Raw genomic sequence first — 24,044 nt, 5'->3', positions numbered from 1 at the left:
TTTCCTATCTCCGTGGTCTGGTGTCCTCAAGGAAAGCGTCCTCCCCCGGACGATCGGCTGTCTCGAGCGATGCTTGCTCCGCGTCGCCCGACACCGATTCAACCACGATCGCCGTCACGTTGTCCCGGGCGCCCGCCAGAACCGCAGCCTCGACGAGCGCGTCGGCGAGCGCACCGGCCGGCGAATCGGCGAGGATCCGGGCGATCTGCTCATCCGGAAGCTCTTTCGTCACGCCGTCCGAGCAGATGAGGAAGGACTGACGGCCGGTGACCGGCACCAGCAGCGCATCGACCTCGACGGAGTCGGCGGCGCCCAGCGCTCGCGTGATCACATTGCGCTCGGGATGGTGTGCCGCTTCCGCGGGCGAGATCATCCCCGAGTCCACGAGGTCCTGCACTGCCGAGTGATCGTGACTGAGCTGGCGCAGGGCGCGTCCGTCCCAGGAATACACCCTCGAGTCGCCCACGTTGACGACGAGCCAGCCCGATTCGCCCGTGCTGGGGATCCGCACGGCCACGACACCGCTCAAGGTGGTTCCGGCGACCGCCTCTCCGGAGGCGCCCGCCTGCGAGAGGGCGCGGACCTCGCGATTGGCGCTCCTGATCGCATCGAGGACGTCATCGGGAGTGGGCGTCGAGGACGCCGGGAGCAGCCGCGCCATCGTGGCCGCCGCCGTCTGGCTCGCCGCATCGCCGCGCGCGTGTCCACCCATGCCGTCTGCGACGAGATAGAGCGGGTGGCGCGCCACCAGACTGTCTTCGTTCACCCGGCGCACCGCCCCCACATCGGTGCGGGCGCTGACATCGATCACAGCATTCATCCGTCCGCTCCCGGCCTGCTACCGCTGCGCGGTCCTGCTCGCCCCGACGCGACGGGCTGCGTAACGACTGTTCAGCACGACGAGAACGACGATGGCCACCAGGCAGATCACGACCATCGCGGACGCCGGCAGGTCGCCCCGGAGCGTCACCAGGGCACCGAGCTGCTCGAGCATCCGCAACCGGGTGCCGAACGCGCCGCCCGTGACCTCCGGTGCCACCGCGTACATCGAGACGCCGAAGCCGGCGACCGCGAACAGCAGCAGGCCGCCGGTCACCAGTTCACCGCGCGACATGGCCGCAGCGGGCCTCCCCGGCGCGGGTGCGCGCTCGGGCAGCGCTCCGGCGATGATCCACATCACCGGGAGGACGACCAGACCGAACAGCGCGAACCCTCCCAGGAGGCAGGCCGCCAGGCTCAATCCCGACAGCAAGAGGATCACCTGATAGATCGACATCGACGGGTCGAACGCCGCCGCAGGAGTGGACGGCGGCGTGACGATCAGCAGACCGATGGCGAACAGGATCGGCACACCCCAGAACACGACACCCGAGCCCGAGCCCGATTGCGAGAACGACCGGAGCGACGCGCGCTCCCGGAACGTTCCCGATGCACGCACGAACGTGAACATCACCGCCTGCATCAACGAGCCGACGATGCTCGCGCCGAAGAAGATCCAGGCGAAGGCGGTGAAGTCCTGCGGCTGCGCCACCACGTAGGTCAGCCAGCTCCACACACCGACCGCCACCGTCAGAGCGAGGATGAGCAGCTCGGTCGGCCCGGTCCTGTCCACGAACCGGAGAAGACGGGAGCGCGTCGGCGCCGGCGGCGGCTTCTTCGTCCGATTCGGAGAACTCACGGGGCACAGCCTAACGAGCACCGATCGCAATGCACGAAGTGGGCGAACCGGCCGTCCGGTTCACCCACTCCGATCGCGCGATGCGCGAAGCGATCAGCTGTGCGCGTTCTGCGCATCCCAGTCCTCGGCGGACTGCGCCATGTTGCGCAGAGCGCCCGTCATCTGGGTGATGCCGTCGACGGCCTGGCCCATGCTGGAGTTGAGCTTGCTGTAGCCCTCTCCGAAGGCGGGCGACGCCTTCTGCGTGACGAAGTTGCTGCCGAGCAGGCTGTTGACCTCTCCCTGGAGACGAGCCAGGAGAGCCTTGATCTCCCCCTGGCCGCCATCGAGCTTGCTTGCCGTGCCACGCATGGACTCCGGTGTCAGGCTGATGTCGTTCATCGTGATGCGACCTTTCTTCTTGCGTCGAGGCTTCCCCAGTGCGGGTCTGCATGTCCAACTGCGACCAAGCTATCGAAGGCCCCCCACGCGGGTCGATGGGGAGGACTCCCCACTCCGCGCCGGCGGCGAGCGCAGGCGCTCAGTCGGGCGCATCCCCGAACCGGAACGTCTCCAGGAGCGCCGTGAAGTCGTCGGCGGCCGCCGTCCCGCGTCCGAGGTCGTTCGTGTACCCGTCGATGCGGACGAGGATGTCCTCGTATCGCCCGACGGCGCTCAGGTGCATCAGCAGCCGGTCGCGCTGTTCGTCCTTGGTGAAGCTCAGCACCCGCGCCACCGAGCCGAAGACGCCCGATTCGAGCGTGTCCACGATCGGCGGCCGCGCCGGCTCGGATTCGTACGCGCCCGCGAGCTCGGTCAGCGAGACGTCTTCGAGTCCGTCGCCGGGCGCGACATAGACGTTGACGAGCAGGGGCATCGTGCCGATGGCCGGGCGGTGCCAGAGCAGCTCGAAGAGTCCGAGCCGTGGAGCGACCGGAAGCGCGCTCGCGATGGCGTACAGACCCGCCTCGACCTCGTCGGCGTCGTCCCGCCCGACGGAATACGCCTCCGCGAGCCCGCGTGCCCAGTCGGCCTGGGTCGCGTACGGCCCCACCGGGTACTCCAGGGGCACCTCGGCCCACACCTCGGGGTCCTGGTCGATCGTGATCGTCTTCACGCTACCTCCAGCTCAGCGACTGCATCATCGCGTCGAAGATGAGAATCAGGATCTCGCGATACTCGTCGGGGACGTCGTCCGAGCGCAGGATGCTGAAGGTGAACATCAGCCCGGCCGGCTTCTTCGCCCCCGGCACCGCGAACAGGTAGTGCACGTTGCTCGTCTCGATACCGGCCAGGTCGCCCGTGCCGCTGGTGGGCGTCTCCCAGCGATACGCCGTCCCCACCGGTACCTCGACAGCGTCGGGCTCCTTCCCCCGGGTGATCGCGCGCAGCGCGGTCTCCAGCCCGCGATCGCCCAGGCTCACCACGTTCGACGTGAGAGAAGCGGGGACGAGGGTGCCGTCCGGGCGGCGCTCCGGCAGGAAGATGTCGATGCCGCCGCGCTCCTGCAGGTCGCGCATGCTCTTGTGGATCGCGCCGCGCAGCTGAGCCATCAGCTCGCGGTTGCCGGTGGGCTCCAGAACCTGGCGCACGTGCGCGTAGAGCTCCTCGGCGATTCCGCGTCGAACGGGATGCTGCTTCCACCCCGGCGGCAGCACGATCTCGTACGACTCGGCTGCTCCCTCAGCGACCTGGTCCACGCGTCAATCCTAGGCGCGGGCCTGCGGGCCTTGTCGGAGCGCTCATTTGTACGGATCGGCGATCGGTGCTGCCGGAACCGCCAGCGACGGCGTCAGGATGCGCGACTTCAGGTCGGAAGCCGACGGATCGTGGCTGAAGAGGTTGACGACCTGATTGACGGTCCAGTCGCCTCCCGTCGCCACACCGTGTCCCTGCCAGCCCGCGCCGGCCGCGAGCAGAACGGAGGCGTTCGTCCCTGTCGCGAGGCTCGGCTTGCCGCCGATCGATTCGAGCGCTGTCTCGATGGCCTCGCGCGCCGGGCCGTTGCGACCCGGGAGGTTCTCGAGCACATCCGCCATCTGCGCGAAGTGAGCCGATCCGCCCGCCTGCATGGACTTCCAGGCGTTGTACCAGGGCGCGTTCTCGCTCGACGCATCCACGATCCGGTTGGCGTTATCGGCCCAGCTCTGCCAGAGCCGGCCGCTCCTGCTCAGTGCGTTCCTGGAGACGGCGGCGTCCAGGAGGGCTGGGAGGCGGGAGACATCGCGGAACTTCTGCACGACGTTCGCGTTCTCGAGGATGCCCTTGCCGACGTTGCCGAACCGATCGGCGATCGACAGTCCGCGGCCGAAGAACTTGCCGAACGGGATCAGGCCGATCGCGTCGAACGCCACGTCGGCCCAGGTCCCCTTGCCGGTGGCGGCGAGCGCGGTGTGAGCGATCAGGTTGACGAGAGTGATCGCAGTAGCGATCGCCAGGAACGCGAGGGCGAGCGGTCCAGTGAGGAAGATGGCGACGATGGTGAGCACCAGCGCTACCCAGCCGAGGATGCTCGTGAGAGCCGAGAGGAAGCTGGCGAAGTCGTCCCACCAGCTGTCCTTCGCCGGGTTCTTGTCGATGGCCGAGCGGATGCGCCCCCGCGCCGTCTCGGCGGCCGCGTCGAGGTCGTCTTTGGCGGTGTCCCACTGCTTCGCGTAGCCGAGCAGGGTCGCCTGCTTGCCGGCGAGGTCGTTGGTCGCCGTCGTCAGCTCGTCGGCCGCATTCTGGACCTTCGTGTTGTGTGCGGCGGTCTGCTCCGGGGTCATCGGCGCCGTGTCCGTCGAAGCGGTGGCGGAGACCTGCGCGTTCGCCGTGACGGCCGCACTGTGGGCATGCTCTGCGGCGTTCACGTGCGGGAGGATGGCGACCGCGTTGTCGTAGGCCGCCTTGGCGTTCGCGACGCTCGTCGCCAGTTGCTTGCGGTAGTCGTCGAGCGCCCAGCCGGTGTTGTTGTAGATCTCCTTCGCTTTGGCCAGAGCGTCTTTGGCCTGGCCCGCGGCATCCCGGATCTGGTCGACCTTCTGGCTCTGCGACGTCTTGCTCGAGTGCACGCGGTCGAGCATCCCGGTCAGCTTCTCGATGGTGGAGGCGACGTTCTTCATGCGGGTCACCTCGCCCGCAAGCGTGTCGGGGTCGCCGCTGAGGGGATGCATCTCGCGTCCCTTGGGTGTCTGCAAGCCGGCCATCAGTGGGCTCCCCCGGACGTGCTCGACGCCGCCGGCGCGCCCTGGCTCGAGAGCTTGTTGGCGGTGTCCGTGTCCCATTGGGTCCAGTCGTCGATGACCTTCTGGGTGCCGTCGGCCATCTTCTTGGCCGCGTCGAGGATGTCTTTGCGGTTGTCGTCCCAGGAACTCTGAAAACTGTTCACGGCGCCTTTGAGGTCGGGCTCCGGGTCTCCGATGAGGCCTTCGATGTTCTTGGCGATGTCGGTGATGTTCGACATCTCCTCGTACACGAAGTCGAGACCGGACGTGATGTCCTTGAGCTCTTCGAGGTCGATGATGATCGTGCGGTAACCCATGAGCGGAATCCACCCTTTCCCTGACGAGTTGTAACCTACCGGCGCTGGTGCCGGGGCCATATGGGGAGGACTCCCCACCGTGCGACGCGGGCGCGGCTGAGGCGGTCACTCCGCCAGCGGCACCTGCACCTTCTGAACCTGGGCGCCGTTCACGTAGAACCCACGCCCGACAGGCGATTCGTTGCGCGCGATCCTCGGGAACGGCACCTTGAAGACGGCATCGCCGTCGAAGGTGTCCGGCATGAGGACGATGCCGCGGCGAGCGGCCTTCACCTCGCCGATCAGCCCCCAGCCCGCAGAGAGGGTCGAGACGTCTCCGTCGGTGAGCAGCAGATGGTCGCTGCGGTTGACGAGCTTCACCAGCTCGGTCATGGGCGCGTCCGCGACGCCGCCCTGGAAGTCGGCGACATTGTCGATGACGATCACCAAGTGGTTGGTGACCTCCTCGTCCACGACGAGCTTCGCGAGCTCGCCGGCCAGTTCGGCCGCGGAATCCGGGTTCGTCGCGCTCTCCAGCCACGGAAGCGCGTCCTTGATCGGCGACCGTTTCGTGCCCATGAAGAAGAGCCGGGCGTCCGGTCGCCACCGCTGAGTGGACTGCGCCAGGGCGACGAGCGCGTTCGACTTGCCACTCGACGGCGGCCCCGCGACGAGGAACGAACCGTACGGCTCGAAACCCGTGGGCTGGAGAGTCGCATCCTGGACACCCAGCACCGGCCGGTCGGCGACCGCGGCCGGCAGCTCGGCGAACCGGAGCTCGCGCGGGAGCTGTCCGACCTTCGGCGCCGGCGCACGTCCGAAGGCCGCGAGCTGCGCGGCGACGCGCTCGACCGCCTTGGACTGCTCCGCCACGTTCGGGGAACCTCCGGCGACCGCGATCTGCGCTTCGTAGCCGTCGACGATCGCCCGTCCGGGAGGGGAGCCCGCATCCAGGATGTCTTTGGGCACATCGAACATGAAGTACGAGTTCTCGTCGGCCAAGCGCAGCACGACCCGGCGCTGGATGTTCGAGGAGACAGCGGTCGGCACCGCGGTGGCGCGATCGGCGGTGAAGACGACATGCATGCCGAGGGGCCGGCCCTCGGTCAGCAGCTGGAGGAACATGTTGTAGTAGGTGGACCGCCCGAGACCCGTGTCGTATTCGTCCTTGAAGGCCGGGAACCCGTCGAGGAGCAGCAGCACCCGGGGTTCGTCCGGCCGCCCCGCCAGCCGCCGGTACTCGACGATGTCGCCGGCGTTCACCTCGCTGTAGCGCCGGGACCGCGCATCGAGCATGTCCTTCACCGTGCGCAGCAGCCGGGTCACCCGCTCGTGGTCGTCTCCGCTGACCACCGAGCCGACGTGCGGGAGCGCCTCGAGCATCCGGAGCGTGCCGGTTCCGAAGTCCAGCCCGTAGACGTGGACCGGGCCGCCGGCGGGGGTGAGCCCTGCGGCGACGCCGAGCGTGCGCAGCACAACGCTCTTCCCCGCGCCGGAGGTGCCGAACACCGCCATGTGGCCGTCGCGGTCGGGGAAGAAGGACGCCGGTGTCTGCAACTGCTGCTCCGGCCGGTCGATCATGGCCATCATCAGTTCGGTGTCCGTCGACTGCGGGAGAGCGAGCAGATCGACGATCGCCGGCAGCTCGTCGAGCCACGGCCGCCGAGGCGCGGGGACCTCGGCCGTGCCGGCGGCGGCGATCAGGTTCTCGACCAGGCGGACCTGATCGTTGGGTCCCAGGTCCGTCACCTGCAGGTTCGGATCGGCGATCTGCTCCGGTTCCCACTGCACCTCGGCGCCGAACCGCAACTCGGAGATCTTCACGACGGCCGGGTCCGGCTCGCCGCTCGTCCAGCCGCCGGCGTAGCCCGACTGGAACGGGATGAGCCGCCCGGGCCCCGTCTTCGCGATGCCGCGACCCGGGATGGAGGGATCGAACGACGCGGCCACCGGGTCGCCGACCACATCCACGCTGTCGTTCTCGTCGGCCACCCGCAGTGCAACGCGCAGGTTCGTGTTCGCGCGCAGATTGTCTTTGATCACACCGGCGGGCCGCTGCGTCGCCATGATCAGGTGGATGCCGAGGGAGCGACCGCGTTGAGCGATGTCGACCACCCCGTCCACGAACTCCGGCACCTCTCCGACGAGCGCGGCGAACTCGTCGATCACCAGGATGAGCGCAGGCGGGCACTCCGGGTCCCCCCGCTTCTCCAGCTCGATCAGGTCTTTCGCCTTCTTGCGGTTGAGCAGGTGCTCGCGATGGCGCAGCTCCGCCCGCAGGCTCGTCAGCGCACGCCGCACCAGGTGCGGGCTGAGGTCGGTGACCAGTCCGACGCAGTGCGGGAGGCGCACGCACTCGGCGAAGGCCGAGCCGCCCTTGTAGTCCACGAACAGGAAGGTGACCCGGTCCGGGCTGTATTCGGCCGCCATCCCGAGCACCCACGCCTGCAGGAACTCCGACTTGCCCGAGCCGGTCGTGCCGCCGACCAGCGCGTGCGGCCCCTGCGTCCGGAGGTCGAGATGCATGGCGTCCGGCGACCCCTGCCCGACGATCGCGCGCAGCGTTCCCGCGCGTTTCCGCGCGACCGCCGGCGCACCGCTGCGGTCGTGGATGGAGTTGTTCTGGGTCCAGCGCTCGACCGCGGCATGAGGATCCGCGGCGAGGTCGGCGTCGACGAGGGTGAGCATCGACACGCTCCTCGGCAGATCGCTCGAGTCGGCGACCACCGCGCTCGCGTCCACCACGGGAGCCAGCCGTCGAGCCAGGATGCGTGCGTATTCGGCCGACACGCCCTCGACGCGGACCTCGGGCACGGTCATCCCGAGCCGGACGAACCCGACCGAGGCCACGTCCAGGCCCGCGGAGACATCGACGAAGGTCCGGCACGCCGCGGGCAGCGCCTCAACAGTGTGCGCCATCCAGATCGGATAGACGTTCGCGTCCGCCGCGTACTCGAGAACCTGGGCGAGCCGTGCCCGGTCGACGGGCGCCTCGTTGTCGATCACGACGACGAGGGAGGCGACGAGCGGATTGATCGAACCGGTGGTGTTCCCCGACCCGACAGCGGCGCCGCGGTGCACCGCGGCCGCCCCTTCGTCGTGGGCGCCGCGTGCGCTGTCCGCTCTGCGCTTGACGTCGATCCGGGTCTCGATCAGCTCCTCGAGGGCGTTCAGGATCGAGGTGGCGGTGGAGGTGCTGTCCGCGAGGTGCACACCGGCGAGCGAGCTCTGCGGCGACGACGTGTGCGGCAGCCACTTGAGCCACTCGAACTCGGCGGTCGAGCGCGCACCGAGGATCGCGGCGATCGTCAGCTCTGCGGGCGAGTGCAGGCCGGCGTACTGCACGATCAGGGCGCGCACGGTATCCGCCACGCTGGTGCCCGGTCCGCACACACCGAGCGCACCCGCGAGGTGCAGGTTCTCGACCAGCGGCACGTCCGACACGAGCTCGGCGCGCGCCTTCAGCTCTTCGACGGCGCGCGTGTACGCCGGCAGCCCCGTGCCGAAGTCGTTCGACGTGACGGTGTTGCGGCTCGGCATCGTGCCGAGGCCCAGTCGCACGTCGAGGAAGTTCCAGTGCTCCGGCCGCCGCGTCCAGAGCATCGGACCGAGCTGCAGGGCGTCGGCATAGATCTCGGCCACCGAGGGGCTCTCGCGGCGGCGGGCCTCCTGCTCGCGTGGGACCTCCGCCAGGACGCGGGCCTCGAGGTCCTCCAGCTGCAGTTCGAACTTCTCGGTGGAGATCTTGAGCTTGCGTTTGACACCGCTCGACTGGGCGACGTAGCTGCCGAGCATCATCATCGGTGCGAGCGCGATGAACGCCAGCGAGAGAGGGTTGCGCGTGACGGCGAACATCACCGCACCCATCACCGCGGGGGCGACCATCATCACCCACGGGAAGACCTGAGGCTCCGACTCCCCGGGGATCTCGGGCGAGGGGTACTTCTGACCGGGGTAACGGCCCTCCACCCTCGGTGACCGGTTGAATCGCAGAACCCCGCCGCGCTCGAGCACCTGCGGGGTCGCCTCGGCTGCGGCCGGAGCTTCTGCGGTGAACCGGATCTCCGAGTCGCCCAGGATCACGCTCTGCCCGCTGCTCAGGCGAACCCGCGAGACGAGCCCGCCGTCGACGAGGATGCCGTTCGCCGAGTTCAGATCGATCACGTCCACGCCGCCGGGGCCGACCTCCACCCGGGCATGACGCTTGGATACCAGTGGATCCTCGAGCACCACGTCGTTTCCGGCCACGCGCCCGATCGTGCTGTTCCCGGCGGGGAGCAGGAACTCCGCTCCGCGCGCCGGACCCGTCATCACCCGCACCGTCGCCGCTGCGGCGCCGCGCTGCGGCGAACCCCCTGAGGGCGCCTCCGTGCCGCACCGGACGACGACCGCGTTGAAGCCGGATCCGATCGCCGCCTCACCGATCGGCGTCTCGGGCACGAGTTCGACGAAGGCGTCCGACTCGGGCGGGGAGACCATCAGCGTGAGCCGATCGGCCGGATCCGGCGAGGCCCGGAGGGTGGGATCGGAGTCGACGATCGCCCACGCGACGTCTCCCACTGTCGCGGTCGCATCGGCGGTGACCACGATGTCGACGTCGTCGGCGTGAGCACGACGGAGACCGAGCTTGACCCTCATTCGTCCGCTTCCCGTTCACTCCCGAGTACGACGAACGAGCGCTCGCCGAGCATCACCGTCTGCCCCTCGCCGACAGGCGTCGGCGAGTGCGTGGGGACGCGCACGAACTCCTCGCCGACACGCAGCGACGTCCCGTTGCGGGAGGCGCGGTCGACGATCCAGAATCCCCGGTCGTCGAAGCCGAAGGCGGCGTGGGTCTTGGAGACCGACCAGCTGTCGTCGGCGATGGGAACCAGCATCCCGACCGCCTCCTGCGCGCGCGGTTCCGGGTTGCGGCCGATCAGCCCGCTCCCGGACACGTGGATACGGGTGCCGTCATCGAAGAGGAGGAGAGCCTCGGTCAGGGGGCCGCGCGCCGCCGGTGCCGGGTGCGCTCCGGGGAGGGGCTGCACGGTCGGGAGGGGCTGCACCCGTGGGAGCGGGTGCGCCTGCGCCTGCGGGTGCGCCTGCGCGTGCGCCTGCGCCTGCGGGTGCGCCTGCGCCTGCGGGTGCGCCTGCGGCGCGGGTTGCGCCGGCGACGCCGGGAGCGGTTGCTGCACCACGCCGACGATCGCGGACTCGAGCCGCTTCGCCGGAACGAAAGGAATCGGCTCGATGGCGGAACCGGTGAACACCGTCGCCAGCGAAGGGAGGCCCGTCGGCGCCGGTCCGGCAGCCGGTTCCAGTGTCCGTTTCGCGAGCCGGAGAGCCTTGGCATCGTACGGATCGAGGCCCTGCGCGACGTCGATCAGCCAGTTGCCGCCCGCACGATCGAGCCAGCCGCGTCCTCGCCTCCCGGGATCCCACAGCGGCGAGAGGAGCACGACGACGGCGAGGGGCGGGAACCACAGGCTCACCTGAAGGATCAGCGCCCGCCAGAGCATGCGCCAGAATCCCGGCTTGCCGAGGGTCGCGGCCCGCACCGACCGGATGCCGAAGATCGCCTTCCCCACGGTGACGCCCTTCAGCCCGTGGAGCGCGACCTGGGTCAGAACGAAGGAATAGCCGGCGAAGAGGCTCGACAGCAGCAGGATCAGCGGGACGAGCGAACCGGCCGTCCCGCTCGCACCGGCCGCCACCAGCTGGCTCATGCCGATGACTCCCGGCGCCGCCACGACCGCGACGATCGCGGCCTCGACCCCGAACGCGAGAGCGCGCCTGCCGACCGGGGCGGGGCGCAGGCCGAGCGCGAGCGCGTACTCGAAGTCCGGATGCGCGCCGACGTCGCTGCCCGGCTCCGTCAGCCCCGTCGCAGCGGGCCCACTGCTCACTCGGTCTCCCCTCCGATCTCGTCCTCGATCGCGCGCCGAGGCTCCCCCCAGACAACCGGCCCGAGCATCCCCTGTCGATGGGGAGGCCTCACCATGCCCGTCGAGAAGCCACCCTACCGATTGCCGGCGACCTGCGTCCCGGCTGCTGCCGCGCCGCCGGCACTCCGAAGCCACTCATCGATGCCGCCGACGAGCACTCGGGTGCTCCCGAAGCCGGCGCCGCGGACGATCTCAGCGGCGAGCTCGGCCCGTGGTCCGGCCTTGCAGAGAAGCACGATGTCCGTCTCACGATGCAGCCCGCCCGGCACACCCCGGCTGCGGAGGATGCTGAGCGGCCACGACCGGGATCCCGGCAGGTGCACGGCGGCGTACTCCTCCTGCTCGCGGACGTCGATGAGCTCGGGAGGCCGCGATGACTCAAGGCCTGCCGGCGCGAGAATCGCGCGGAGCTCCTCGACGGTGATCGTCCTCGAGGCCTCGACGTCGACACCGACCTCTGCGTCGGCGATCGCGGACGCACAGCTCTCCGCGGGCTGCGCGAGGTTCCGCACCGGCCGCCGGCGGACCGCGGGGGCAGGGATCGCCAACTCGCGCCAGGTGGCCTCCCCGATGTCGAAGAGCGCCAGCCGGCCGAGCAGCGACCTGCCCGTACCGGTGATGAGTTTGACCGCCTCGGCGGCCATGACCGATCCGGCCGCGCCGCAGAGCATCCCGAGCACGCCGGCCTCGCCGCACGACGGCGACGACTCCGGCGGCGGCGAGTCCGGGTAGAGGTTGCGGTAGGTCGGGCCGTGCTCCGCCCAGAAGACGCTGACCTGCGCACCGAACTGCAGGATGGAACCCCAGACGCAGGGCTTCCCGGCGAGCTCGGCCGCGTCGGAGACGAGGTAGCGGGTGGCGAAGTTGTCGGCGCCGTCCACCACGAGGTCGTAGCGCTCGATCAGCTCGACGGCGTTCTCGGCCACCAAACGGTAGGGATGCGTCTCCACGCGCACGAGAGGATTGACCGACTCGATCGTCTCGCGTGCCGAGTCGACCTTGAGCCGGCCGACGTCGCCGGTGCCGTGGATGACCTGCCGCTGGAGGTTGCTCGTCTCCACGTGGTCGTCGTCGACGATGCCGAGGGTTCCGACGCCGGCGGCGGCCAGATAGAGGAGTACCGGAGATCCGAGGCCGCCGGCGCCGACCACGAGCACCCGGGCGTTCTTCAGCCGCCGTTGCGCGTCGCCCCCGAACCCCGGGAGCAGCAGGTGACGCGAGTAGCGGTCCGCCTCTGCGGGATCGAGGGAGCCGGCCGCGTCGACCAGCGGGCCCGCAGCCGCGTTCGCGTGCGTCGCGCTCACAGGTCGGGCCGCCCGTCCATCGGCGACGACGCGAGCGAGACGGTCCGCCGGGGGATGCGGCCCGAGCGCGCGGCGAGGCGTCCCGCGATCACGGCGTGCCGGAAGGCCGCGGCCATGCCCACGGGATCCTGGGCGCGGGTGACGGCGGTGGCGAGCAGGACGGCGTCGCAGCCCAGCTCCATGGCGAGCGCCGCGTCGGAGGCGGTGCCGATCCCGGCGTCCAGGACGACCGGCACGCCCGCCCGCCCGACGATCAGGGCGATGTTGTGCGGGTTGAGGATGCCGAGTCCCGTGCCGATCGGCGCGCCGAGCGGCATGACGGCCGCGGCGCCGAGGTCCTCGAGCCGGCGGGCGAGCGCCGGATCGTCGTTGGTGTAGGCGAAGACGACGAACCCGCGCGACACGAGCTGCTCGGTCGCGACCGCGAGCTCGGCGCCGTCCGGGAGGAGGGTGTCCTCGTCGGCGATCACCTCGAGCTTGATCCAGTTCGTTCCGAGCGCGTCGCGCGCCAGCTCGGCGGTGAGCACGGCCTCCCGGGCGGTCAGGCAGCCGGCCGTGTTGGGCAGGAGGCGGATGCCCGCGTCGGCGATCAGCCGGAACAGCGATCCCTCCGACGACGGATCGTGGCGGCGCATGGCGACAGTCGTGAGCTCCGTCCCGGAGGCGGCCAGGGCGGCGCTGAGCCTGGTCAGGCTCGGGGCGCCTCCCGTCCCCATGATCAGGCGGGAGGTGAGCTCGACGCCGTCGATGGTCAGCGGGTCGGCGGCGGTCGTCCCGGCGGGCGCGTCCAGCGCGTCCAGCGCGTCCAGCGCGCTCGGTGCGTCCGGTGCGTCGGGCGCGCTCGGTGCGTCGGTGCGCATGGTCAACCTCCCTGGGTTGCGCTGACGATCTCGACGATGTCGCCGTCCGCGAGTTCCTCCGCGGTCCAGCCGGCGCGGGGTACGACGACGGAATTGACGGCGACTGCCGTGCCGAGGGCTCCTCCGTCCGGGATGGCGCCGGCCGCGTCGACCCGGATCCCGGTGAGGTCGGCGACGAGGTCGGCGACCGAGAACGCGGCCTCCTCGCTCCGGCTCTGTCCATTGACGGTGATCGTGATCATCGGATGGTGTTCCTCTCCGCCGCGGCGAGCGCGGCGTCCTGTGGTGCGAACCGGTCGGGGCGGAACCCCTTCCAGCGCTCGTCGTCCGGCAGCCTCTCGATGAGACCCAGGCAGATCTCCGCAGCGATGGGCGCGAGCAGCACGCCGTGCCGGAAGAAGCCGGTCGCCACGATCAGGCCCGGCAGGTCTCCGTCGCCGATTCGCACGCGGCCGAGAAGGGGAGCATTGTCGGGCGTCGCCGGGCGCGCGCGTGCCGTCGCCTCCAGAAACTCCAGCTCGGCGACGGCCGGGAGGACCTCCTGGGCGTCCCGCAACAGCCGATGGACGCCGGCCGCGGACACGCCGGCGAGACCGTCCTCGCGCTGGGTCGCGCCGATGACGAGGGTGCCGTCGGCCCGCGGGACGAGGTAGACGCTCTCGCCGCGGACGAACGCGCGAACCGTCGCGGTGAGCAGCGGCCGGAGGCGGTCGGGCACGCGCAGCCGCAGGATGTCGCCGAACACCGGGCGCAGCGGCAGCAGCAGCCCGCGGGGCAGGGCGCCGACACCACTCGCGCCGAGGCCGTTCGCGAGGACGACCTCCGCCGCTGTCACGGTCGTCCCGCGTTCCCCGCGGACGCCGACCACCCGCGAACCGGAGTCCGCCGGATCGCTGTGCAGCAGGGTCACGACGCGCTCGGGCACGATGCCGGCGGCCGGTGCGCTCTCCAGTCCCGCCAGTAACCGCTTCGCCAGCAGGCGGGGATCGACCTGATGGTCGCCGCAGACGCGGTACCCGGACGTCACCCGGGGGCCAAGGCAGGGCTCGAGCGTCCGGAGGCCGGCGAGGGAGATCGGGTCGGCCACGAGCCTCCGGGCGCGATGCGCCGCGTGGAGGTCCGCCAGCGCCCGCCGGTCCCCCTGGTCGACTCCGACCAAGAGGGTCTCGGTCGGCAGGTACCCCGCGGCGATGCGGCCCGGTGCGAGCGCCTCGACGAAGGCGGGGTACCGTTCCGCTGACGCGACCATGAGCTCCAGGAGGGCGTCCTCCTGGTAGTGGTACTCGCTCACCGGCGCAAGCATCCCGGCTGCGGCGAAGGTGGCGCCACGGGCCGGGGCCGGATCGAACACGCGCACCGACGGGCCGGCTCGGGCGACGGTCCAGGCGATGGCCAGTCCGATGATCCCGCCGCCGACGACCACGACGTCCACGGCCTCGGACCCGGGCACAGCGCCGGCCACGGCTACCCTGGCCTCATGTCCCTCGCCGCCGCGCAACTCTATCTCTGCACCGATGCCCGAACCCGTCAGGGCGACTTCGCCGACTTCGTCGACGCGGCCTTCTCGGGTGGAGTCGACATCATCCAGCTGCGCGACAAGACCCTCGAAGGCGGTGAAGAGCTCGAGGTCCTCTCGCTCCTCGCCGACGTCGCCGCCCGGCACGGGAAGCTCTGGGCGGTCAATGACCGCGCCGACATCGCCCGCGTCTCCGGGGCCCCTGTGCTGCACCTCGGGCAGAAGGATCTGCCGGCACCGGTCGCCCGGACGGTCGTCGGGGCGACGACGGCGATCGGGCTCTCCTCCCACAGCGCCGAGCAGATCGACGCCGCGGCCTCCGCCGACGGGCTGGACTACTTCTGCGTCGGCCCGGTCTGGCCCACTCCGACGAAGCCCGGCCGCGCCGGTGTCGGCCCGGGCCTCGTCGGCTACGCGGCGGCCAGCGGCGCCACGCGGCCGTGGTTCGCGATCGGCGGCGTCGACGAGAACACCATCGGAGAGGTCGTGGCGGCCGGCGCCGAGCGCGTAGTCGTCGTACGGGCGATCACCGAGTCGGACGATCCCGCCGGAAGCGCCGGGCGGTTGCGCGCGGCGCTCCCGGTCCTCGCGCACCACGGCTAAGGGCGGCCGGTGGTGGGCGCGGGGAGGTAGACCTTCCCGCCGGACTCGGCGAACTCGGCCGACTTGGCGGCCATCCCGGCGACCCGCTGCTGCTCGGTGACACCGCCGAACTGGTCGCGGATGTCCTGCGAGATGCGCATCGAGCAGAACTTCGGCCCGCACATCGAGCAGAAGTGTGCCGTCTTCGCCGGTTCGGCCGGCAGGGTCTCGTCGTGGAACTCCTGCGCGGTGACCGGGTCCAGCGACAGGGCGAACTGGTCGCGCCAGCGGAACTCGAACCGGGCCTTCGAGAGCGCGTCGTCTCGCGCCTGCGCGCCCGGGTGGCCCTTGGCGACGTCGGCCGCGTGGGCGGCGATCTTGTACGTGATGACCCCGGTCTTCACATCGTCCCGATCCGGCAGGCCCAGGTGCTCCTTCGGCGTCACGTAGCAAAGCATCGCCGTGCCGTAGCGGGCGATCTCCGTCGCACCGATCGCCGAGGTGATGTGGTCGTAGCCGGGAGCGATGTCCGTCACCAGCGGGCCGAGCGTGTAGAACGGGGCGCCGTCGCAGAGCTCCTGCTGCCGCTCGACGTTCTCCCGGACCAGGTGGAACGGGACGTGGCCGGGGCCCTCGACCATGACCTGCACGTCGTACGTCCAGGCACGCTTGGTCAGCTCGGCGAGGGTGTCCAGCTCAGCGAACTGGGCGGCGTCGTTCGCGTCGGCGATGGACCCCGGCCGCAGCCCGTCGCCGAGGGAGAACGCGACGTCGTACTGCGCGAAGATCTCGCAGAGCTCGTCGAAGTGCGTGTAGAGGAAGTTCTCCTGGTGGTGCGCCAGGCACCACCCGGCCATGATCGAGCCGCCGCGCGAGACGATCCCGGTCACTCGCTCCGCTGTCAACGGCACGTACCGCAGCAGCACGCCGGCGTGGACGGTCATGTAGTCGACGCCCTGCTCGCACTGCTCGATGACGGTGTCCCGGTACACCTCCCAGGTGAGCGCGGACGCATCCCCGTTCACCTTCTCCAGCGCCTGGTAGATCGGGACGGTGCCGATCGGGACAGGCGAGTTGCGGATGATCCACTCGCGGGTCGTGTGGATGTCATCGCCGGTGGAGAGGTCCATCACTGTGTCCGCGCCCCAGGTGGTCGCCCACTGCAGCTTGGAGACCTCCTCGGAGATCGAGCTCGTCACTGCGGAGTTGCCGATGTTGGCGTTGATCTTCACCAGGAAAGCCCTGCCGATGATCATCGGCTCCGACTCCGGGTGGTTCACGTTGTTCGGGATGATCGCCCGGCCGGCCGCGACCTGCGAACGCACCAGTTCGACGTCGCAGCCCTCCCGCAGCGCCACGAACCGCATCTCAGGAGTAATCACTCCGTCACGGGCGTAGCGCATCTGCGTGATCGTGCGGCCGGGGAGCGCACGGCGCACCGGCGGCTTGGCGCCGCGCCACTCCGCCGACGCCTCGCCCCGGCGGATCGCCGAACGGCCGTCGTCCAGCAGGGTGCGCTCCCGGCCCGGGTACACCTCCGTGTCGGCGCGGTCGGCGATCCACTTCTCGCGGAGCGGCGGCAGACCGATTACCGGGTCGCTGCCCGGTCCCTCCGTCCGGTACACCGTCAGGGGCGGGTTGGCCGTGCCGTCCGGCGAGGGGTCCAGACCGATCCGATCGACGGGCACGTGGAGGTCGTGCTCCGTATCGTGCAGAAAGGCCAGAGCGCGTGCGGTCACGACAGAATCCATCGAGGAGACTCCTACTTCCTTCGCCGGCATTACCCGGACAGGTTCGAACGGTCGTAGGCCGCGTCAGCCCGATCTCAGCCCTTGCGAGGGCTCCCGTGTGGATGCACCGACCATAGCGCACGATCCGGAGGGGCGTCGAACCGACCTGCTAGGGTCGCGCCATGAGCCCCCGCGAGCACAGCATCCCGCGCGTGCTCAGCATCGCCGGCACGGATCCGACCGGCGGTGCGGGCATCCACGCCGACCTCAAGAGCATCGCCGCCAACGGCGGGTACGGCATGGCCGTCGTCACCGCCCTCGTCGCGCAGAACACCACCGAGGTCCGCGCCATCCACACCCCTCCGCCCGCCTTCCTCGCCGCACAGCTCGACGCCGTCAGCGACGATGTCACGATCGATGCCGTGAAGATCGGGATGCTCGGCACCGCCGAGAACGCCGCGGTCCTCGGGGCATGGCTCGCCGAGACCACCCCGCCGATCGTGGTTCTCGACCCTGTCCTGAAGGCCAGCACGGGCAACGCGCTGGGACGCGGCGACCTGCTGGAGGCGCTCCGCGACCTCCTGCCGCTGTGCAGCGTGGTCACACCCAACCTCGACGAGCTCGCAGCGCTCGCGGACGAACCGCCTGCGTCGTCCTGGGACGCGGCGATCGCGCAGGCCCAGCGGCTCTCCGCAGCCTACGAGGTGGCCGTGCTCGTCACCGGTGGGCATCTCGGCGGTGCGACCTCCCCCGACGCCGTGATCGATCCACGGGACACCCTCGGCATCGGCCGGGCCGTCTCTTCGCTGATGGCGCCACGAGTTGCGACGGCGAACACCCATGGCACGGGCTGTTCACTGTCGGCCGGGCTGGCCACGAATCGCGCACGGTCGGGAGACTGGCTGGACGCTCTCCGGGTGACGAAGACGTGGCTGACCGGCGCACTCGCATCGGCCGATCGCCTGGACGTCGGTCGTGGCCCGGGCCCGCTCGACCACTTCCACCACCTGTGGCCGGAGAGGGAAGGGTCGGCGGCTGCCGAGCCGGATCCCGTGGCGTGAGGTAACGCGACCTCCTCGGCGAAGGGGCGGAGCCATTCGTCGCGGTGGAGGCGGAGGATCGTGGCGTGCTTGGTCCCGGGCGCGATCCGCACGCGGTCGGCGGGGACCGGACTCCACTCGCCGCTGCCCGGATCGGTGGTTTCGAGGGCGAAGTAGCCGTGAGGGCTCGTGCTGTACCGATCCAGGAGAGATACCAACGGGACTCGTGGGGATCCTTCAGGACGATCGGCGCCTCGGCGCCGGCTCGGCGCCGGCGACCAGGTCCGCTGCCGCTGCGTCGACCTCGGCCTGCGTGGGCGAGCTGCCCGCCGCCGAAGTGCTCGTAGTTGCACCCGACACGCCGTGGCGGCCTGCAACAACGAGCACCTCGCCGGGTCCGGGTGCAACAACGAGCACCTCGCCGGGCCCGGGTGCAACAACGAGCACCTCGCCGGGCCCGGGTGCGCCGCTTGGACGGGGCAGGCGCGCCCTCCCTCCACGCGGCCTCCCCCGCGCTCTTTCTGCCGAAGTGCTCGAAGTTGCACCCGACACGCCGTCGAGGACTGCAACAACGAGCACCTCGCCGGGAGCTGGAGTGCACCCCGGCGGGAGCGGGCACACTCGACGGGAGCGGGCGCGGCCGATTCCGCCGAAGTGCTCGTAGTTGCACCCGACACGCCGTGGCGGCCTGCAACAACGAGCACCTCGGCTGGTCGCGGAGGGGAGGACGGCCGCCCGCCCTCCCCTCCTCGGTCGTCTCGCGTCAGTCTGCGACGGGCGTGAGCGTCCAGAAGTGGTCCGCCGTCGCCTCCTCCGACGCGGTCGTGGAGGTGCCGCTCGCCGTCCCGACCACCAGGGTGCCGTTGAGGCCGTGGCCGGAGGAGTCGACGACCGTCGTGCCGCCGGCCTCGTCGAAGGCGTAGTGCACGACGTCACCGCTGCCGACGGCACCCGAGGCGAGGGATGCGACATCCGATGCGGTCAGCGCTCGCGAGTAGACGTTGAAGTCGTCCACCTTCGCGTCGAGCGCCGGGTCGTTGTACTGGGACTTGCCGATCCAGTCGTTGGGCGTCGCTCCGAGCGCGGACGGGTGCACCGTCATATTCGGGTTCGTACCGACCACCTGCCCGTCGACGTACATGGTCCCGGTCGTCCCGGACAGGGTGACGGTCACCAGCGACCACTGGCCCACCGGGAGGACGCTCGTCGCGTTGATCCTCTGCTCGGCGTTCGGGCCTCCCGTGGTGATGGCGAAGCGCAGTCCGGAACCGGAGTTCACGGTCAGGAACATGTTCGTGCCGGGGCCGTTGCCGAAGTCGAACACGCGCGACCAGGCGGTGTTCGCCGACGGGTCGACCCAGGCGGACACAGTGTAGTCGCCGGTCAGCCCGCTGGCGACGCCCGCAGGGAGCGTCACGTAGGACGCGGTGTGGCAGAAGTCGAGCGCCGTGCCGATGCGGCCGGGCGCGCGCGGGCCGTCGACGGCGCAGGTCGGCGCGCCGTCGGTCCACTGCACCACGGAGGCTCCGGGAGTCGTGCTCATCGAGGAGACCGCGAGGACGAGTCCGCTGCCCGCGTTGGCGAGCTTCACGCGGCCGTTCGCGGCAGGGATGACCTGCCAGAGCTGGTCGTCGCCGCCGGTGTCGGCGCCGACGACGACCTGCGCGCCGTTCGCGGCGGATGCGGACGCCACCCCGAGCACCTCGTGGTTCGCCCCGTTCACGACCTTGTAGAGACCGGCCCCGCTGGAGACAAGTCTCCAGGTCTGGCTCGCGCTGCCGGAGGCCGTCGCCTGATCGGCCGTCGCGCCCGCGGTGTCGAGTGCCAGGCCGCTGTTGCCGTTGGTGAGCGTGTACTGACCGTTGAGGTTGGTGATGCTGCTCGGCCGGGTGATGACAAGGTGATAACCGTATGCAGCGTTCATGGCGACCGGGACCGTGATCGACCCGTCCGAACCGACACGGTAGAGCGTGTTCGAGATGGTGATCGGTGCGGCCGTCGCGGTGGTCCGCCCGTACGACGGCGTGTACTCGAGCTTGACGCCGACGGCGTTGCCGAGTTTCAGCGAGTTCAGCCCGTCCACGCGGACCGCATTCGCACCGCTCCCGCCGCCCGCGATGACATCCACCTCGGTCTTGTCGGCGGTGACGGAGGCCGCTCCGTCCAGGCCGGTGGAGGCCGGCGGGGTCGTGGTCACCATGTTCCCGCTCATCTCGCCGTACCACTTGTAGAGCCAGTACGAGCCGTTGGGCGATCCGCCTGTGTCGGTGAGAGTGTCGCCGAGCGTGCCGTAGTGGTTCCAGAAGGCGAGCTCGGCGTTGTCCACGCCGTAGCGCTCGAACTTGGCGATGTAGCCGACCAGCGGTCCGGGGATGCCGATCTCGGACGGTGTCGCGTACTCCTCGATGGCGATCGGCCGCGGGGTGATGCCCAGGCTCTTCTCGATCGCGGCGACCTTCGCGATGTCGCCCTGGATGTGCGACGAGCTCTCCAGCTCGTGCCAGGCGATGATGTCGGGCACCGTGTTCGTCGCGACGGCATTGGCGAGGAAGCTCTGCATCCCGCTGATGTTGTCCGAGTAGCTCGGTCCCTGGATCGGGGTCGTGGCGTCGAGCGAGCGGACCTCGCGGTAGGTGCGCGTCCAGCCGTCGTTGAAGGAGCCGGCCTTCGCGGTGTCCCACGTCCAGTCCGGCTCGTTCCAGAGCGCGTAGGCAGAGATGTTCTTCGCGCCGGAGGCCTGGACGGCCTTCACCTGCGTGTCGACGGCGCCCAGCCAGTCGCTCCAGCTCACCCACTTGTAGGGGAAGTCGGGGTACCAGTCCGACATCCGGACCACGACCTTGGCGCCGGCCTTCGCCGCCTCGGGCGCGACAACCAGTGCGTCGCCGGCGGGGGCCGGCTCGCCGTTGGGGAGCTGGTGGCCGCCCGGGGCCATCTGAACGAACGTGTTGGGCTTGATCGCCTGCACGAGATCGTCCGAAGGGACGGTGCTGCTCGCGAGGCCGTACAGAGAACCGGTGGCCACGTGGGTCACGGGGCGGAACGGCTGGTCCGCGTGGACTTCCAGGGTGGAGGCCGCGCCGGGAAGCGCGCTTGCCGGGGCCGCGAAGGCCGCCCCCGACGCTCCCAGAGCAACTGCAGCGAGCGTGGCCGTCAGGGCGGTCGGCGACCACCTCCTGCGGGGTGTCGTGCGTGACGTCATCTTCTGTTCTCCATTGATCCGATGAGATGGACGGTATTCGAACCGGTTCGATGACTCCAAGACGGCTGCAAACACCGAATCAGGAAGAAGGATCGGTCGAATGGCCGTGGCAAGCACGCTAACAGGGCGATTTACGCAGGTCAAGGAAATGAGCGAACCGGTTCGACTGTGGGTTCGTGGGCGTGTGGGCAACGATCGGCGATGCCCGCGCAACGCATGGCGGACCCGAACCCGGCCGGGCACCGCTCGCGCGGCTGATCTAGCCGGAATTCGGCGGATCCAGGAGCACTCGCACACTCCGAGCGGCGGGACTCCTTCGTGCGGAATCGGGGAACCGTCGAAACGTTCGACTTCCCCACGTGGTCGAAAACGTGTTCGTTTATCGAACCGGTTCGACGCGATCGTGGAGCGCATCCGGCCCCTCCCCCTCCGCGAAGTGCTCGTCGTTGCATCCGACACGCCGTCGGGGACTGCAACAACGAGCACTTCGCGGCGCCTGGCGGTCCACGAGACGGTCGGGGCACCATCCGCGGTGGATGCGCCCGCCTTCGCCGCGTAGCGCTCCCTTCTCGTGTTCTGTTGCGGGGTGAAGCTAGGCGGGTACGGCTCGCCGGTCACCGTCCTCGACGGTCTCGCGGGCACGAGGCGCCGTCGCCGTCGCCGTCCCCGTCGTCGAGACGAGCGCGACGCCCGGGAACGGGAGGACGGACCCCCGCTCGTCCTCGCCCGAGCCGACGACCGTGTGCGGCAGGCCGTAGGCGCTGACATCCACCGGATGGGACGACCGGTTGATCAGGAACGCCGTCTCGGCGACGCCGTCCGTGCGCACGGCCAGCTCGACCTCCCCGCGGAGTTCGCGCGGCAGCTCGCTCTCGATGCCGGCGTCGACGGTGAGGCGCTCGATCAGGCCGGCTCTGCTGCGGTCGTCCAGGTCCGCGGAGACGTACGACGCGGTGCCCGCCGACGTGACACGCCGCGTGATGGCAGGGTGTCCTCGCAGCTCACCGTCGCGATAGCGGGCCAGCACCTCCACCGTGGCGTCGGTGACGTCGAGCCGCTCGGTCCACAGCGTCGCCTGGGCGCCGTCGTCCAGGAGGGTGCGCTGACCGTCGAGCAGCGGGTGGATCTCCTGCACCAGGATCCCGAGCAGCTCCCGCAGCAGCCCGGGGTACCCGCCGAGCCGGACGTGGTCGTTCTCGTCGACGATGCCGGAGTTGAACGTGACGAGCAGGTGGCCGCCGTTGGTGGCGAACTCGATCAGACGCTGCGCGAGGGCGGAGGGCAGCACGTGCAGCGCGGGGGTGACGACCACCCGGTAGTCGGCGAACGCGCCTGCGGCGGGGAGCAGGTCGACGCGATGCCCGGCGTCCAGCACCGCGCGGTGCCAGGCGAGCACCTCGTCCCGGTACCGGAAGCGGTTCGTGTGGTGGGAGTCCTGCTCGCTCGCCCACCACGACTCCCAGTCGAACAGGATGGCAATGGCGGCGGGCTTCCGGTGGGTTCCTGCGACGCTGTCCAGCGCGGCCAAGGTGTCGCCGAGCTGCGCGACATCCCGGAAGATCTCGGTGTCCTCTCCCGCGTGCGGAAGCATCGCGGAGTGGAACTTCTCGGCACCCGCGCGGGACTGCCTCCATTGGAAGTAGCAGACCGCGTCCGCGCCGTGGGCGACGTGCGTGAGGGCGTCGGCGGCCAGCGCGCCGCGCGCCTTCGCGAGGTTGACCGGCTGCCAGTTCACGGCGCCCGTGGAGTGCTCCATCAGGAACCACGGGCTCCCTCCGGCCAGGCCGCTGGTCAGGTTGGCCGAGAAGGAGAGCTCGTCGCGTGCGGTGGGCTTCGTCGTGACGTAGTGGTCGTTCGAGACGAAGTCGACGTCGGCCGCCCAGTCGGCGTAGTTCATGGCCGTGATGTCCTCCATGACCATGAAGTTGGTGGTCACGGGGATGTCCGGGCTCCACTGCCGCAGGACAGCGCGCTCCGCCCGGAGATGCGCCCTCAAGGCGTCCGACGAGAACCGCTTGAAGTCGAGCTGCTGGCTCGGATTGGGATGCGCCGCCGCCAGCCGGGGGGTGAGGATCTCGTCGAAGCTCGAATAGCGCTGCGACCAGAAGGCGGTCCCCCAGGCCTGATTGAGACTCTGGATGTCGCCGTAGCGTTCGGCGAGCCAGTTCCGGAACGCCGCGGTCGCGTCCGCCGAATGGTCCCAGGCGTTGTGGCAGCCGATCTCGTTGTTGACGTGCCAGGCGACGACTGCGGGATGGGAGGCGTACCGCTGGGCGAGCCGGGTCACCAGCGCGAGCGCGTACTCCCGGAAGACCGGGGAGGTCGGCCGCCAATGCTGGCGGCCTCCCGGCGCGAGGACCTCGCCCCGCTCGTTGACGGGAAGGATCTCCGGGTGACGGGTGGTCAGCCACGGCGGCGGTGAGGCCGTCGCCGTCGCCAGGTCCACGGAGATGCCGTTCTCATGCAGAAGGTCGAGCACCTCGTCGAGCCACTCGAACGTCCACTCCTCGGCGGACGGCTGGAGCTGGGACCACGAGAAGATCGCGACGGAGACGATGGTGACCTTCGCCTTCCGCATCAGCCGGACATCCTCGAGCCAGACGTCGCGTTCCCACTGGTCGGGGTTGTAGTCCGCACCGAAGAGCAGCCGGGGCCGGCCCGTCGGGGAGGTGATCCAGCGTGACGCGTGTCGGCTCTCGGCCATGGATGTTCCTTCTGTCGATGAAG

General features: G+C 70.2%; 18 protein-coding genes and 1 riboswitch. Of the genes, 2 read left to right on the top strand and 16 right to left on the bottom strand.

Annotated elements, in window-relative coordinates:
• Positions 1-4 precede the first annotated feature (4 nt).
• The 13 genes from BM287_RS01845 to thiO form a co-directional block, all read right to left on the bottom strand.
• Positions 5-820, bottom strand: a complete 816-nt coding sequence (locus BM287_RS01845) for a PP2C family protein-serine/threonine phosphatase (RefSeq protein ID WP_090034810.1) — start codon at positions 818-820, stop codon at positions 5-7.
• A gap of 18 nt (positions 821-838) precedes the next feature.
• Positions 839-1,678, bottom strand: coding sequence for a hypothetical protein (locus BM287_RS01840; RefSeq protein ID WP_090034815.1), 840 nt, complete (start codon positions 1,676-1,678; stop codon positions 839-841).
• Positions 1,679-1,771: 93 nt separating this feature from the next.
• Positions 1,772-2,059 carry a WXG100 family type VII secretion target gene (locus tag BM287_RS01835; RefSeq protein ID WP_090034819.1) on the bottom strand — a complete coding sequence of 96 codons (288 nt, stop codon included), beginning with the start codon at positions 2,057-2,059 and terminating at the stop codon, positions 1,772-1,774.
• Between the two features lie 139 nt (positions 2,060-2,198).
• Positions 2,199-2,774, bottom strand: coding sequence for a hypothetical protein (locus BM287_RS01830; protein WP_090034822.1), 576 nt, complete (start codon positions 2,772-2,774; stop codon positions 2,199-2,201).
• A 1-nt stretch (position 2,775) separates the two neighbouring features.
• Positions 2,776-3,357 carry a hypothetical protein gene (locus tag BM287_RS01825; protein WP_090034825.1) on the bottom strand — a complete coding sequence of 194 codons (582 nt, stop codon included), beginning with the start codon at positions 3,355-3,357 and terminating at the stop codon, positions 2,776-2,778.
• A 42-nt stretch (positions 3,358-3,399) separates the two neighbouring features.
• Positions 3,400-4,842 (bottom strand): hypothetical protein, encoded by a 1,443-nt coding sequence (locus BM287_RS17430; RefSeq protein WP_139230593.1) that lies wholly within the window; start codon positions 4,840-4,842, stop codon positions 3,400-3,402.
• The gene (locus BM287_RS17735; RefSeq protein ID WP_170857386.1) at positions 4,842-5,177 is read right to left on the bottom strand and encodes a hypothetical protein; all 336 of its coding nucleotides are present in this window, start codon (positions 5,175-5,177) and stop codon (positions 4,842-4,844) included. Before BM287_RS17735 ends, BM287_RS17430 begins: the two co-directional genes overlap by 1 nt.
• 105 nt (positions 5,178-5,282) lie before the next feature.
• Positions 5,283-9,794: an FtsK/SpoIIIE domain-containing protein gene (locus BM287_RS01820; protein ID WP_139230591.1), complete on the bottom strand. Its 4,512-nt coding sequence runs from the start codon at positions 9,792-9,794 to the stop codon at positions 5,283-5,285.
• A complete protein-coding gene (locus BM287_RS01815) occupies positions 9,791-11,044 on the bottom strand; it encodes an RDD family protein (protein WP_170857385.1) in 1,254 nt (417 codons plus the stop codon). Before BM287_RS01815 ends, BM287_RS01820 begins: the two co-directional genes overlap by 4 nt.
• A gap of 113 nt (positions 11,045-11,157) precedes the next feature.
• Positions 11,158-12,387, bottom strand: a complete 1,230-nt coding sequence (locus tag BM287_RS01810; protein ID WP_090034831.1) for a ThiF family adenylyltransferase — start codon at positions 12,385-12,387, stop codon at positions 11,158-11,160.
• Entirely contained in the window at positions 12,384-13,247 is an 864-nt protein-coding gene (locus BM287_RS01805; protein WP_090034834.1) for a thiazole synthase, read from the bottom strand. Before BM287_RS01805 ends, BM287_RS01810 begins: the two co-directional genes overlap by 4 nt.
• Positions 13,248-13,249: 2 nt before the next feature.
• Complete coding sequence (thiS, locus tag BM287_RS01800; RefSeq protein WP_090034837.1) at positions 13,250-13,489, bottom strand: sulfur carrier protein ThiS; 240 nt, start codon at positions 13,487-13,489, stop codon at positions 13,250-13,252.
• Positions 13,486-14,745, bottom strand: coding sequence for a glycine oxidase ThiO (thiO, locus tag BM287_RS01795; RefSeq protein ID WP_139230590.1), 1,260 nt, complete (start codon positions 14,743-14,745; stop codon positions 13,486-13,488). Before thiO ends, thiS begins: the two co-directional genes overlap by 4 nt.
• Between thiO and thiE the strand changes: the two genes are divergently transcribed.
• On the top strand, positions 14,725-15,366 hold the full coding sequence (thiE, locus tag BM287_RS01790) for a thiamine phosphate synthase (RefSeq protein ID WP_090034844.1): 642 nt from the start codon (positions 14,725-14,727) through the stop codon (positions 15,364-15,366). The two genes, thiO and thiE, sit on opposite strands and share 21 nt — an antisense overlap.
• On the opposite strand, the gene thiC is transcribed toward thiE, so the two are convergent.
• Entirely contained in the window at positions 15,363-17,096 is a 1,734-nt protein-coding gene (thiC, locus tag BM287_RS01785; protein ID WP_090034848.1) for a phosphomethylpyrimidine synthase ThiC, read from the bottom strand. The two genes, thiE and thiC, sit on opposite strands and share 4 nt — an antisense overlap.
• A riboswitch (TPP riboswitch) is annotated at positions 17,095-17,203 on the bottom strand. Its footprint overlaps the gene before it by 2 nt.
• A 54-nt stretch (positions 17,204-17,257) precedes the next feature.
• On the opposite strand from thiC, the gene thiD reads away from it, so the two are divergent.
• The gene (gene thiD, locus BM287_RS01780; protein ID WP_090034852.1) at positions 17,258-18,136 is read left to right on the top strand and encodes a bifunctional hydroxymethylpyrimidine kinase/phosphomethylpyrimidine kinase; all 879 of its coding nucleotides are present in this window, start codon (positions 17,258-17,260) and stop codon (positions 18,134-18,136) included.
• 742 nt (positions 18,137-18,878) lie between these two features.
• Here thiD and BM287_RS01775 read toward each other — a convergent pair.
• Together BM287_RS01775 and BM287_RS01770 are read right to left on the bottom strand one after the other, a co-directional pair.
• Positions 18,879-21,317, bottom strand: coding sequence for a LamG-like jellyroll fold domain-containing protein (locus BM287_RS01775; RefSeq protein WP_090034855.1), 2,439 nt, complete (start codon positions 21,315-21,317; stop codon positions 18,879-18,881).
• 592 nt (positions 21,318-21,909) lie between these two features.
• Entirely contained in the window at positions 21,910-24,021 is a 2,112-nt protein-coding gene (locus tag BM287_RS01770) for a beta-galactosidase (RefSeq protein ID WP_090034858.1), read from the bottom strand.
• Between the last annotated feature and the right edge of the window lie 23 nt (positions 24,022-24,044).

Source organism: Leifsonia sp. CL147 (genome assembly GCF_900114565.1).
Classification (GTDB): domain Bacteria; phylum Actinomycetota; class Actinomycetes; order Actinomycetales; family Microbacteriaceae; genus Leifsonia.
The sequence above is the reverse complement of the archived record's forward strand: the minus strand, read 5'-3'. Positions and strand labels throughout refer to the sequence as shown.